Origin of the sequence: Dethiosulfatarculus sandiegensis (assembly GCF_000931935.2) — a bacterium.
GTDB lineage: Bacteria > Desulfobacterota > Desulfarculia > Desulfarculales > Desulfarculaceae > Dethiosulfatarculus > Dethiosulfatarculus sandiegensis.
Map to the genome: position 1 here is coordinate 73,999 of NZ_AZAC01000019.1, position 13,199 is coordinate 87,197.

The 13,199-nt window shown below is 51.4% G+C and carries 7 protein-coding genes and 1 pseudogene; 7 read left to right on the top strand and 1 reads right to left on the bottom strand.

Annotated features, from left to right (window positions below):
- Positions 1 to 7 precede the first annotated feature (7 nt).
- The 6 genes from X474_RS14415 (at position 8) to X474_RS14440 (ending at position 7,600) form a co-directional block, all read left to right on the top strand.
- The gene (locus X474_RS14415; protein ID WP_044349882.1) at positions 8 to 1,012 is read left to right on the top strand and encodes a TAXI family TRAP transporter solute-binding subunit; all 1,005 of its coding nucleotides are present in this window, start codon (positions 8 to 10) and stop codon (positions 1,010 to 1,012) included.
- 54 nt (positions 1,013 to 1,066) lie between these two features.
- Entirely contained in the window at positions 1,067 to 3,001 is a 1,935-nt protein-coding gene (locus X474_RS14420) for a TRAP transporter permease (RefSeq protein ID WP_052515236.1), read from the top strand.
- Positions 2,998 to 3,579 carry an HD domain-containing protein gene (locus X474_RS14425; protein WP_044349883.1) on the top strand — a complete coding sequence of 194 codons (582 nt, stop codon included), beginning with the start codon at positions 2,998 to 3,000 and terminating at the stop codon, positions 3,577 to 3,579. The genes X474_RS14420 and X474_RS14425 overlap by 4 nt, the downstream gene beginning before the upstream one ends.
- Before the next feature lie 13 nt (positions 3,580 to 3,592).
- A complete protein-coding gene (locus X474_RS14430; protein ID WP_044349884.1) occupies positions 3,593 to 4,789 on the top strand; it encodes a CaiB/BaiF CoA transferase family protein in 1,197 nt (398 codons plus the stop codon).
- 148 nt (positions 4,790 to 4,937) lie between these two features.
- Complete coding sequence (locus X474_RS14435) at positions 4,938 to 5,414, top strand: pyridoxamine 5'-phosphate oxidase family protein (protein ID WP_197282117.1); 477 nt, start codon at positions 4,938 to 4,940, stop codon at positions 5,412 to 5,414.
- The gene (locus X474_RS14440; protein ID WP_044349885.1) at positions 5,411 to 7,600 is read left to right on the top strand and encodes a PEP/pyruvate-binding domain-containing protein; all 2,190 of its coding nucleotides are present in this window, start codon (positions 5,411 to 5,413) and stop codon (positions 7,598 to 7,600) included. Before X474_RS14435 ends, X474_RS14440 begins: the two co-directional genes overlap by 4 nt.
- Before the next feature lie 841 nt (positions 7,601 to 8,441).
- Here X474_RS14440 and X474_RS14445 read toward each other — a convergent pair.
- A complete protein-coding gene (locus tag X474_RS14445) occupies positions 8,442 to 12,593 on the bottom strand; it encodes an autotransporter domain-containing protein (protein WP_044349886.1) in 4,152 nt (1,383 codons plus the stop codon).
- 472 nt (positions 12,594 to 13,065) lie between these two features.
- Here X474_RS14445 and X474_RS26195 point away from each other — a divergent pair.
- Positions 13,066 to 13,199 (top strand): annotated as a pseudogene (locus X474_RS26195) (IS256 family transposase); the annotation flags it as partial.

Here is a 13,199-nt window from a genome sequence, read left to right on the forward strand (position 1 = left end):
AGTAGTGATGTTCAAAAAAGCCGTTGTAATAATCACATTTCTGGCTTTGGGCTTTATTTTACCCATGAATGCCTTGGCTGATAAAACACTCACCTTGGGAGCTATTGGGAAAACTTCTGACACCTACATGATGGCGGTCGCCTGGTCCACTGCCCTTAAAAAGGCCAAAACCGGCCTCAATCTGACTCCCTTGGAAGGAGGAGGCACGGTCAAGCTTTTAAGGGGGGTTGCCATGAACAAATTCGACATCGGCTTTATTGGATCTCCTCATTACATAAACGCCTTGGAAGGCACTCTTAAATTTAAAAAAGACCCTGCTCAGCTAAGGGAAAAATACAAAAACATCAAAGCCCTTTTCGGCGTTACCTCAGGCATGGGCCAGTATGTGGCCAGGGCTGACAGTTCAATCAAAAACATCAACGATCTCAAAGGTAAAAAAATAGCCATAGGCAGACCCGGCGGCATGGCAGGCACAGTGACCAAGCTGCTTTTCAAATCCTATGGCATGGAAGCGGACAAAGATTTCAGCCCGCAATATCTCAAATACGGGCCTGCCTTGGATGAAATGCGCAACAACCGCCTGGACGCTTCTTTTCTTTGGGGCGGAGTTCCCCAGGCGGCTGCTTACAACTTCTCCCGCCAGATTCCCCTAACCTTTCTTCCCATTGACCAAAAGGCTTTCGAGGATTTCAAGAAAAACATGCCCCAAGGCAAATGGTATGTACTGCGTGAATTCACCCCCGCCGACTTGAAAAAATTCTATGGCAAAGGTGTCGAACAAACCACGCCTGCAAACTTCTGGACCTTTCAGATGCAGGTCGTAACCAGAGCCGATATGCCCGAAGACATGGTTTACGAACTTGTAAAAGCTTTCTGGGAAAACTTAAGTGACATAAAAAGCACAGGAGCCGCTTTATCCAAACTCAACCATGTTGAAGGCCTTGAAGCCCTTTCAGCCGAACTACATCCCGGCGCGATCAAATATTACAAAGAAAAAGGCTGGCTTAAGTAACCGACTTGGGCTTTGAGGAGCTTAAAAGCTCCTCAAAGTCTTATTGGAGCACCCATGACACAGTCTCTTACAATTGAAAGCACGCTGGATAAGTGTCTAAAAATATTTGGTTTGACCCTATGCGCCATCGTGGCTGCCTTTACCTTTTACACCATTTTAATGGGTCAATTCACAGCCCAGGTGCAGCGGGGCATCTTTTTGTTGGCTTGCGGTTGCGCTGTATTTTGTCTCAAACCTTTTAACAAAAAATGGCTGGAATCCGAAAAACCCACCTTAAGATGGGCCAACCGGGTTGTTGATCTGAGCTTGATCTCTCTTTTGACCTTTGCGGTGGTTTATCTTTTTTTGAATTACTTCGAAATCTCCGAATACCGGGAAGGTTTACCCAATAACTGGGATCTTATCTGTTATGCCGCAGGCACCATAGCCTGCCTTGACGCTGTCAGAAGAACAGACGGCTGGGCTTTGCTGACTGTGGTGTTGCTGGTTTTGGCCTATTTATTTTTGGGGCATCTGATACCCGGCTTTTTAGGACACCACAAAATCACTTATCAGGAAATTTTAGAGATGTCCTTTGGCATGAACGGTGTTTTCGGCATTGCCTTAAACGTTGTGGTCAATGTGGTTTACATCTTCATCATATTTGGCGCGATTTTAAGGGTAACAGGCGCGGGCGAGCTTTTTATTGACCTGGCCTATATGTTGACAGGCCGCTTTGCCGGAGGCCCTGCCCAATGCGCTGTTGTGGCAAGCGCGTTTTTCGGTTCCATAAACGGTTCCGGCCCTGCAAATGTGGTAAGCACCGGCTCATTTACTATTCCCCTCATGAAACGCACCGGCTTCAAGCCCGAATACGCGGGCGCGGTCGAGGCAACGGCAAGCTGCGTTGGCCAGATCATGCCGCCCATTATGGGCGTGGGCGCTTTTATCATGAGCGAAATTACGGGCATAGGCTATGGAGCCATTATGCTTGCGGCTTTAGTCCCCGCGATCTTATACAGCATCTCGCTTATGGCAAATGTGCGTCTTCAAGCCGGGCTGAGAGGCATTGAACGCGTACCCGAAGACCAGATACCTCAATTCAAAAAAAGCCTGATCCCCAGAATAATTGTCCTGGTTTTATCTATTGCCGCTATCCTTTGGCGCATATTAAGCGGGCAAACTCCCGCCACAGCGGGTCTTACCGGAGCTATTGTTCTTTTGGGGGCCTCATTTTTCGTAAAAGAAATGCGCCCCAATTTTAAGACGCTTATCAAAATGCTGGTTGAAGGCGGAAAAGACGGTTTAAGCCTGACCATAAGCTGCGCCGGAATCGGCATTATCATAGGCGGCATATCAGCCACAGGGCTGGGCATAAAATTCAGTCAGGCCATTATCGGAGTTGGAGAAGCCAATCTTGTCCTGGCTCTTATCATGGCTGCCGCCTGCTGCCTTATGATCGGAATGGGGCTTCCCACAGCGGCAAGCTATCTTATGGTGGTTTTTATCGCGGCTCCAGCCATAACCAAGTTGGGCTTACCCCTTATAACAGCTCATTTATTCATTTTTTATTACGCCGTAATGTCCGCCATCACCCCGCCTGTGGCCTTGTGCGCCTACGCGGGTGCGGGCATAGCGGGAAGCGATCCCCTGAAAACCGGCGTCATGGCTGTGCGTTTGGGAGCGATCGGATTTTTGCTGCCGTTTTTATGGATCTATAACCCTGAGCTGATGCTCATGGGAGACCATGTAGTCGCAAATATCTGGGTGATTCTTTGTTGCGGCCTGGCTGTGGTGGCCTTGGCCTCGGCAAACACCGGCTATTTAAGACGCAAAATGCTTGCCTGGGAAAGATTGGCCATATTGCTGGTGGCCTTTGGTCTGGCCTTTCCCCTTATTTGGGTAAGAATCGCGGCCCTTGTTTTGGGGTTGGTGTTTTACCTTTTTATTTTCTCCCCTTCCCCAAAAACAAATCCCATGACTACAAGTGATCAAGGAGCCTTGAGATGAAGCAGAATAAACCAACAGAACAAATAGAACAGGGATTGATCGGTCTTACCAGGATAAAGGATCAGGAACTGAAAAACGATATCATCGCCTGCTGGCAAAGATGCTGGAATGAATCGGCCTGGGAAAACCTAAAAGATTGCCCTTTTAACCCGCATCTTTCCGATGTCTCATTGGTAGAGCATGTAAACTGCTTAACCGACTTGGTTTTAGGCGCGGCGGATTCTCTTGAAAAACACAATCCCGAACTAAAGCTTGATCGCCAATATTTGATCACAGGTGTGCTTTTGCATGATGTGAGCAAACTTGTGGAGATCGAGCCCTCGGATGAGGGACCGATATTCAGCGCCTTAAACCGTCAAATGCCTCACGCCACCTATGGAGCCATGGTGGCCATGGCCCAGGGGCTAAGCCCCAAAATCGCGAATATCATCCTGGCCCACACCAAGCTGACCGGAGCAACGCCCGACTCACCGGAAGCCGTACTTTTGCATTACCTGGATTACGGCATGGCGGATGTGTTAAGAGCCTCGCGCAAACTTCCTCTTATTATGGTGGGCGGATCGAAATTTGGGAAATAGCCGGGAGAGAACCATGAGCGACCAGGAATTACCCTTGGCGGGCATCAAAGTTTTGGAAATGACCCACACGGTCATGGGGCCTACGGCGGGTTTGATCTTAGCTGATTTAGGGGCAAGCGTTTTAAAAATCGAAAAAACTCCCAAAGGAGACGACACTCGCCATTTAAAAGGCTTTGGCGCGGGGTTTTTCCCTTATTTTAACCGCAACAAAGCAAGCCTCTGTTTGGATCTTAAGTCCGAAAAAGGCGCTGACGTACTGAATCAGCTTGTAAAACAAGCCGATGTTTTGATTGAAAACTTTGGCCCCGGCACCATAGAAAGGCTTGGGTTTGGCTATGATAAAGTCAAAAAAATCAATCCCAAGCTTATTTTCTGTTCCCTAAAAGGCTTTATGCCCGGCCCATATGAAAAACGCCTGGCTTTGGATGAAGTGGTTCAAATGATGGGCGGCCTTGCCTATATGACAGGCCCCAAGGGTCGGCCCTTAAGAGCCGGAGCATCGGTAACCGACATTTTAGGAGGCACTTTCGGCGCAGTGGGCATATTGGCGGCTTTAAGGGAAAGGGAAAAAACAGGGTTTGGTCAATTGGTGAAAGCAACTTTGTTTGAATCCATTGCCTTGTTAATGGCTCAGCATATGGGGGTCACAGCCTTGACCGGTCAAGATCCTCCGCCCATGCCGGAAAGAGGAAGAACCTGGTCTGTTTATGATCTTTTTAGCACCTCAGACAATGAACAGGTTTTTATCGGTATTACAAGTGATCGCCATTGGAAGCGGTTTTGCGAAACTTTTGGTTTTGACGATTTTTTAAACGACCCTTCACTTGGCAGCAACCAACTGAGAGTTGAAAACCGGGATAAATTCTTGCCCGAGCTGAAAAACAGGCTTGGCAGCCTTACCAAAAGCCAGATAATGACTTTTGCCCAGAAAGCGGTTATTCCCTTTGCTCAAGTATCCAAACCGGGAGACCTTTTTGATGATCCGCATTTAAATGACTCCGGCTGGCTCATGAAAACCGAGCTGCCCAATGGCCAACAAGCCAAATTTCCCAAGCTTCCCTTAAAGATTGGCGAGCATGATTTGGGCCTTTATAAAAATCCGCCCAAACTGGGACAAGGTGGAAAAGAATGGCTTTTAAATTCCGGTTTTTCCGCAAAAGCGATTGATGAACTAATTAGCGATCAGGTGTTGGTGGATAAGCAAACCTAAAAAAGCACCTCAATATCCCAATCAAGAGGGGCGATTTTTATCGTCCCTCTTTTCTTTTACTGTTTCTTTTAAATTACCCATTGATCCCAACCCTTAAATATGCACTACTTATTTCATAAGGTTTCAAACCGGTCATATGGAGGATCAGGTGCGTTTGAATGCGAATCCCAAAGGGCAGCAAGCAGAAGAACTGGAACAATACTTAAGAAACATGCTTAAAACACAATTATTCGCTGTGCTCTCCACAGTGGGAGGAGATCAACCCTACGCCAGCCTGGTAGCTTTTGCGACAAGCAACGATCTTTCGCGCATATATTTCACCACAAGCCGCATGACCAGAAAATTCAGCAACCTTGAAGGCAATCCCAAAAGTTCCATGCTTATAGACAACAGAAGTAACCAAATCGGTGACTTAAGAAAAGCGGCCGCGGCAACAGCGCTCGGAAAAGTAAAAGAGCTCTCCCTTGATCAGGAAGAAGATTTCCAAAATATCTTTCTAAAAAAGCACTCTCATTTTGCTGACTTTATATCTTCTCCCAACACAGCGAAAATCTGTCTTTTGGTTGATCGCTACTATGTGGTGAGTAGGTTTCAGAATGTCTTTGAATTTAAGGTGAAGCCATGAAATGGATATTCACGTTCCGGGAAAATCCGCCCAAGGAAAAAATCGGCGGGAAAGCCTTCGCCCTTGCCGCCTTAAGGCAAAAAGATTTAAATGTTCCAAACGCCTTTTTTATCACTGCAGACGCTTACAGATATTTTGTTGAACAAAACTCTTTGGACCAGCAAATCAACCTGGAGTTGGGGAAAAAAGATTTTTCCAATATGCGCTGGGAAGAACTTTGGGATATTGCCTTGCGCTTAAGAAACAGGTTCAGTAAAGGGGATATTCCTGAAGATCTTTTATTTGAAATATCCCAAACCATAGAGGATATGTTTCCCCAAACGCCTGTTGGCGTACGCTCTTCCAGCCTTGCCGAAGATTCAAGCCAAACCTCCTTCGCAGGACTTCACGAATCCTATATTAACCTTGTGGGCAAAAAAGAAATAATCCAACATATCAAGCTAGTATGGGCTTCGCTCTGGTCTGACAGAGCCTTGCTTTACCGAAGAGAACTAGGCTTGGACCCATTTGAAAGCGCCATGGGGGTTGTGGTTCAGGAAATGGTATTCGGAGACAGTTCGGGCGTTTCTTTTAGCATGAATCCGGTGAATCCAAAACAAGGATCGGTGGAGGCTGTTTATGGCCTCAATCAGGGTCTGGTTGACGGCACCATTGAGCCGGATCACTGGGAACTTGACCGGGCAAACAGCCAAATCGTAGAGCATAGACCAGCCAAAAGGACAAAGGCCTTAAAAGCCCAAAAACAAGGCGTGGCAGCCCAAGCCTTAAACAAAATTCAGCAAAAAATACCACCTTTGAATGATCAGGAGGTGCAAGAAGTCTACGATTTTTCAAGGCAAATGGAAAAGATCTTCCAATCGCCCCAGGATATGGAATGGACCATCAGACTTAAGCAAATTTATATTCTGCAATCCAGAAGCATAACCACAATCACAGACGAGCATGACGAACGCAAAAGATATTTGAGCCTTAAAAGAAGCCTGGATAATCTAAAATCCCTTAAACTGGTAATTGAAAAACAACTCATCCCGGACATGGAAGCCCAGGCTAAAAAGCTAAACAAATTTTATCTTACTCAACTTACCGACCAGGACCTGGTCCGAGAAATTAAAAAACGGCAAGAAATCGTACGGCAAAGAGTAGGCGACTATTGGGAATACTGCATTCCCTTTGCCCATGGCATGCGTTTATTTGGTCAAGTCTACAATGACCGTATGAACCCCAATGATCCTTATGAGTTTATGAAGCTGTTAGAAAACTCGGGCTTGGTGAGCGTAAAAAGAAATCAACGGCTTTCCCAAATTGGAAAAAGCATCCGACAAAAAAAAGAAATAGCTTTGGCGTTGGAGCGAAATGAGGATTTTGATCAATGGCCTGAATTTACAGATCTTTTAGATGAGTTCATAGAGTCCTACGGCAAGACGAGCTGGGGCGGCCTTAACATGGGCATGACCCGACAAAAACTGGCCCGATTGGCCGCTAAATTTGAGACGCCAAAAGACACGAAAAGTAAACCGAATCAAGGCCGAATGCGGAAAGTTTTTTTAGAAAGCTTTGAGCCTGAACAAAGAGAAGAAGCTCAAGATATATTGGAAATAGGTATAGCAAGTTATCGTTTAAGAGACGATGACAACATTTTTTTGGGTAAAGTTGAAGGTGAACTCACAAGAGCATTGGATGAGGGATTCATTCGTCTGGAAGAGAAGTGGGGCAAATTGGACCATAGGCCTGGACCAGAAGAAATTTGTAAAGCGCTTACCAATCAAATCAAACCCCAAATCAGCTCAATAAAAGATCAAAAAACAAAGCCCACAACCTCATTAAAAGAAAAACCCCGCCAGCTTGTAGGTCAGCCCGCAAGCCCGGGCATTGCCGTAGGCAGAGCCAGAATAGTATCCACTCCCCAAGATCTTTATGATTTCAAAAAAAACGAAATACTTATCTGTGACGCCATAGATCCCAACATGACTTTGGTTGTTCCTTTGGCTGCGGGCATTGTGGAACGAAGAGGTGGCATGTTAATCCATGGAGCCATAATCGCAAGAGAACAAAACATACCTTGCGTAACCGGTGTGCCGGAAGCGGCGAGCCTGATCAAAACAGGCGAATCGGTCTGTGTTGACGGATATTTAGGTATTGTTATAGTAGGAGAGAATTCTCTTAAAAAAAGTTTGGAAAAAGAATAAAATGCTTCGAGTGACAAACAACATATTTACCGACACTCTTTTCCGCTACAAATTACTATTTCTCTTAATTTTTATCTACGTAAAGGTTCCACGTTTTTAAAATACTGCAAGTTTAAGTTGGATTTTTTTAGAATAAATATATACATAGTGTCAAAATGACATAAATCTGGCCAATATAAAAAATGAAACATAAAATTATATATGAATAGAAACTTCTACCAAAATCGTAAATTATCGAGTTTAATAGGGCAATTTTTTTAAATTAATACCCACCCAAATAATCGATTAAAACGCATATTATTAATTTAAAATAGAAATTAAAACTTCAAGGATCAAGCTTCACTATTTGTGCTTTACAAGATAAAAATAGCGTTTAATTATGCCATATATCAAGCTAAATAAACCTGTAATTTCGCTTCAAAATTTGAACTGTTTTTTACTTTTTCTATTTTCACTGATTTTGCTATATTTTTTTGATCGGCTGTAAGCTGTCAGACGAAATGAGAATTTCTGCCACGCAAAGTGAGAACTCCCAAAGTAATTCCGGAGTGACTGTAAGGTGTGCTCGTCCAGTCAGCCGCCTACGGATGCAAGCTGTTATGCGAAATAATAGACCGAACCTCGCCGTATGGCATGCTGACAGATATCAAACTACTCATAATCAGACCGCCTTAACCTTGAATTAATTGACTGAATTGAGCAGGTTTTCCAATCGGTCCTTGTGAGCCTCACCCCTTAGCGGCACCGGGTAATTATAGAGAAATCCGGCTTTCTGAGGCCTCCTCCATAAACTGATCCGGGATGTGAGCTAGTTACCGAATCTGAGGAGGCATCGCCTGGGCTAAAAACTATATTTCAACCCCACAGTCAGAGTCTGGGCATGGTAGCCGTCGGCTACGGCCAGGCTGTAGTCGGCAAAGAAATCCAGGCCCGGGCGCGTGGAAAGCGACAGGCCTGCCTCGATCAGCGCCAAGTCGGACGGAAACTCAGCGCCGGACACGCTAAAAGGCGCAGACCCGTAACCGATAAACGACGCGTCCAGGGAGGGACGGTCGTCGCCGAACTGGTGCTGCCAGGAGAGGCCCAGCCTGGGCAGAAGATCCCAACCATCTGCCTGGATGTGCCTTGTGGCGCAGAGGCCAAGGCTGAACAGAGCCGAATCGGTGTCACGGCTTGCTATGTCATAACTGAAAAGGCCTGCCCCGTTTTCGCTAAAGCCGTCTTCGCGCAAGTGCTGGTAATCCAGCCCGGCCATAGGCTCAAACAGCCAATCGCCCAATTGGACCTGATAGCCCAGGGCCAGGCCCGCCGCGTAGAGGTTCGCGTCGAAATCTGCCTTTGCTTTAGCGTCAAAGCCCTCGAAGCTCACCGGCCTAGTGGCGCTGTTGGTAAGCCTGGCATAGGAGGCCGTGGCCCTGGTGTAGAAGCCGCCGAACCCGGCCCGCGCATAGAGGCCGGTGTGCATGGCGTCAATGTCGCCGCTGTAGTTTCCGCCGCTCCAGGACAGGTCCGTCCGGGTGGCGCCTACGGCGAGGCCGAGCACGAGCTTATCGCTTACCATGTAATCCGCGCCGATGAACGCGCCGCCGGTGGTCTGCCCCCGGCCCAAATAGTCGTCCTTTTCTTTCTGGTCGGCCCACATGCCCATGGCCCGGCCCCACATCCCCCACCCCCGTGGCGCCTGTTGATAAACCTCGGTCATGGGGGCCGCCTCTGCCGCGGCCAGCTGCACCAGGCCGCTTCCGTCCCGCCCGCCGGCCAAAGAATAAGCCCGCCGTTGCCCCAGTTCCGTCAGCCTTTGGACCATGGCCCTGTCGAACAGCCTGGCCGCCTTGAGCGAGGCCGCGCAGAAGGCGGTGTACATCTCCGGGTTCAGCGCGTTGACGATCTGGCTGATCTGGTCGGCCGTCATGTCATAGTCCATGGACGTGAGAAGGCTTTCCATGTCGCCCGAAGCCAGGGGTACAATTTTGTCCAGTCCCCGGCCCGCGTCGGCGGCTCCGCCGGATGCGAATGCGCCGTAAGATTTCCGGCTGATCACCAGGCTCAGGGCGTTGCCGGTATTTTTCTGCCCAAAGCTCAGCACCTCGGATTTCAGCTGGTGGTCAACGGCCTCGAACTGTCCTGTCACGCCCTGGTCCGCGCTGATGATGGTCCAGGCATGGCCGTCGGCGTACAGCGCCTTGGAAACGGCAGTGGAAATCGTACCGCCGTTGATGGTCACCGGCCCGGAGGCGTCCAGCTGATCACAGAGGCCGGTGCTGTCCAATTCTGCAACCAGGGTGGATCCGGGCTCGAAGGTCGCCGCACCGCCCACGTGCAGGGTGCCGATGGAGTTGCCCGGGCTGATGAGGCCTTGGTTCACGATGACGCCGTTGATGGTGCCGCTGCCGCCCAGGGTGCCAGAGTTGGTCAGTCTGGCGGTGGTGAGTGTGCCGTTTACGGTCATCCTGCCGGAGTTGCCGGTATCTCCGCTGATTTCCGCAATGCCGGAAATGGCGGCGTAGCCCGTATTGCTCAGGCTGCCCGTGGTCATGGTGCCGCCCACGCTCAGGGTGCCAGAGTTGGTGGTGGTCCCGCTGATGTTGGCCGTGCCGCTAACGTAGGCGGTGCCGCTGTTGTCCAGCCTGCCGGCATTGAGCGCCCCGGTTATGCTTGTCCTGCCGATGTTGGCCAGGCTGCCCGTGGTCATGGTGCCGCCCACGCCCAGGGTGCCAGAGTTGGTGGTGGTCCCGTTGATGTTGGCCGTGCCGCTAACGTAGGCGGTGCCGCTGTTGTCCAGGCTGTCCACGACGAGGGTCCCACCCTCGCCCACGGTCAGGCCGCCCGAATTGGTCACACCGCCGTTGATGTTGGCCCTGCCGTTGATGTCGGCCCTGCCGCTGTTGTTCAGGTTGGCGGCGCTGAGGGCGCCGCCCGAGGAAACGTCCAAGGTGCCGGCATTGGCCACATCGCCGCTCAGCGTTGCGTCGCCATTGATGGTCGCCGTGCCGCTAACGTAGGCGGTGCCGCTGTTGTCCAGCCTGCCGGCATTGAGCGCCCCGGTTATGCTTGTCCTGCGGATGTTGGCCAGGCTGCCCGTGGTCATGGTGCCGCCCACGCCCAGAGTGCCCGAGTTGGTGGCGGTCCCGCTGATGTTGGCCGTGCCGCTAACGTAGGCGGTGCCGCTGTTTTCCAGGCTGTCCACGACGAGGGTCCCACCCTCGCCCACGGTCAGGCCGCCCGAATTGCTCACACCGCCGTTGATGTTGGCCCTGCCGCTTATGGCGGCGGTGCCGCTGTTGTCCAGGCTGTCCACGACGATGGCCCCACCCTCGCCCACGGTCAGGCCGCCCGAATTGGTCACACCGCCGTTGATGTTGGCCCTGCCGCTTATGGCGGCGGTGCCGCTGTTGTCCAGGTTGGCGGCGCTGAGGGCGCCGCCCGAGGAAACGTCCAAGGTGCCGGCGTTGGCCACATCGCCGCTCAGCGTTGCGTCGCCATTGATGGTCGCCGTGCCGCTGTTTATGTTCAGGCCGCCCGCGTTCAGGGCGTCGTTCACGGTCAGGCTGCCGCCGCTCACTTGGGCGGTGTCGCCCGGAAGATCCCAATTGCCGTCCAGGGTCAGATTGGCGGTGGCATCTATGGAAAAGCTCTCAAAGTTGATCAGCTTGGCGTTGCCAAGGGCCCAGGTACCGCCGCCATAGACAAGCTTGTCCGTGCCCGCACCGCCGTCAATGCTGCCGGTCACGTTTTCAGCGCCTGACTCCATGATCACCGTGTCGTCGCCATCGCCGGCCAGGATGCTGCCCCCCACGGTGCCGGAGTTGGTTATGGTGTTGTCGGTGGTGACGGCGCCCGGCAGGGCAGAATAGGTTCCATAGATATTGCCCTCCACGGTTCCCGAGTTGTTGATGTTGTTGCCGCCGCCGCTGTTGCCCGCGCCCCAGTTCCAGCTGCCGTAGAGGTTGCCGGTCACGGTGCCGGAATTGGTGATGGTGTTGTTGCCGCCGCCGCTGTCGCCCGAGCCCCAGTTCAAGCTGCCGACAAGGTTTGCGTCCACCGTGCCGGAGTTGATTATGGTGTTGCCGCCGCCGCTGCTGTTGTTGGCAAGGTTGAAGCTGCCGCAAAGGTCTCCGCTCACGGTGCCGGAGTTGGTGATGGTGTTGTCGCCGCCGCTGGCGTTTAGGCCGGCATTTTCGCTGCCATAGATTCCGGCTGCCACGTCGCCCGAGTTGTTTATGATGTTGCCGCCGCCGCTGCTGTTGTCGCCCCAGTTGCTGCTGCCGGTGATGGCGTCTTCGGCGGATCCCGAATTGTTTATGGTGTTGAAGCCGCCGCTGGTGCCCTCGTCGAAATTGTCGCTGCCGATGATGACGCCCCACACTCTGGCGGAGCCTATGTTGGTAATGGTGTTGCCGCCGCCGCTGCTGCCCAGGCCCTCGTTGCAGCTGCCGATTATGCCTAACGGATAGCCGGAGCCGGAGTTGATGATGGTGTTGCCGCCGCCGCTGCTGCCCTCGCCCTCGTTACTGCTTCCGAAGATGACTCCATCCACATTGTAGGAGTTGTTGGTGATGGTGTTGCCGCTTCCGCTGCTGTTCGCGCCGGTGTTGCGGCTGCCGTAGATGTTATCGACCACGGCGCCGGAGTTGGAGATGTTGTTGCCGCCGCCGCTGGAGCCAACCCCTTCGTTGTAGCTGCCGTAGATGCTCTCATCCACCTGGCCGCCGGCTTGGTTGGAGATGGTGTTGCCGCCGCCGCTGGAGCCGCCGGCGCTGTTATGGTTGGCGTAGATGTCGCCGTTGACCGTGGCCCCGGATTCATTGGTCAGTTGGTCTGGATCGGCGCTGCCGTACCAGTCTCCGGTTCCGCTATAGTCCAGGGGGTTGCCCGAGGTCGGGTTGGTTCCCACCCCGGCCAGGCCGGGGATGGGTATAGTCAGCAAGGCCAGACATAGCAGGAGGGAAAAAACCAACCGAAACGATCCGACAGATAAAATGGGGCGAGGCATGACGTCCTCCGGGGGCGTTGGATGATTGCCGCCCTCCAACGAGATAGGTTAAGAGGGGATTTGGTTAAATTCGTAACACGCAATATGGAGCGGTTGGACTGGTATTCGACGAACGGTAGGGAATATCTGGTGAACGGTGGGCGAATATTGCCGGCACCCGTGAAGCAAGGATAAACCTTGTCGCTGCGGGACAAGGGCAGCAAGGTCATGCCCCGGTGAGTGCTGTAATTTGGGATGGTGGCGCGGAGCTATGGGGCTGGTGACGACCTACAACGAAGGCGTTTAAAATATGAAGAGCCAAGCGTGATGCCTGGCTCGTTTTTATGTTTTTTAGATCTACGCTTGTCGGTATGGCAGTTTTGGTGACAGTCTTGATGTGGGTTAGGCTTTAAGCCCATGGCAGGAGTGTCAGGAATTTCGTGTATGGAGCCAATTGTGAGATAATCACCCCTTCATCGGAGGAGTACGCACAATGGCTACCAAGGACGAGTTGCTTGATGAGTTGCTCAAGGGCTATGAGAAGCCCGAAGACCTGTTGGGAGAAAACGGAATATTCCAAGAGCTGAAGAAGGCCCTGGTTGAGAAGGCGCTTGGAGCGGAGCTTAC

Coding starts and splice junctions, on each gene's coding strand:
- X474_RS14415 (WP_044349882.1), top strand. CDS start 8: ATGTTCAAAAAAGCCGTTGTAATAATCACATTTCTGGCTTTGGGCTTT.
- X474_RS14420 (WP_052515236.1), top strand. CDS start 1,067: ATGACACAGTCTCTTACAATTGAAAGCACGCTGGATAAGTGTCTAAAA.
- X474_RS14425 (WP_044349883.1), top strand. CDS start 2,998: ATGAAGCAGAATAAACCAACAGAACAAATAGAACAGGGATTGATCGGT.
- X474_RS14430 (WP_044349884.1), top strand. CDS start 3,593: ATGAGCGACCAGGAATTACCCTTGGCGGGCATCAAAGTTTTGGAAATG.
- X474_RS14440 (WP_044349885.1), top strand. CDS start 5,411: ATGAAATGGATATTCACGTTCCGGGAAAATCCGCCCAAGGAAAAAATC.
- X474_RS14445 (WP_044349886.1), bottom strand. CDS start 12,593: ATGCCTCGCCCCATTTTATCTGTCGGATCGTTTCGGTTGGTTTTTTCC.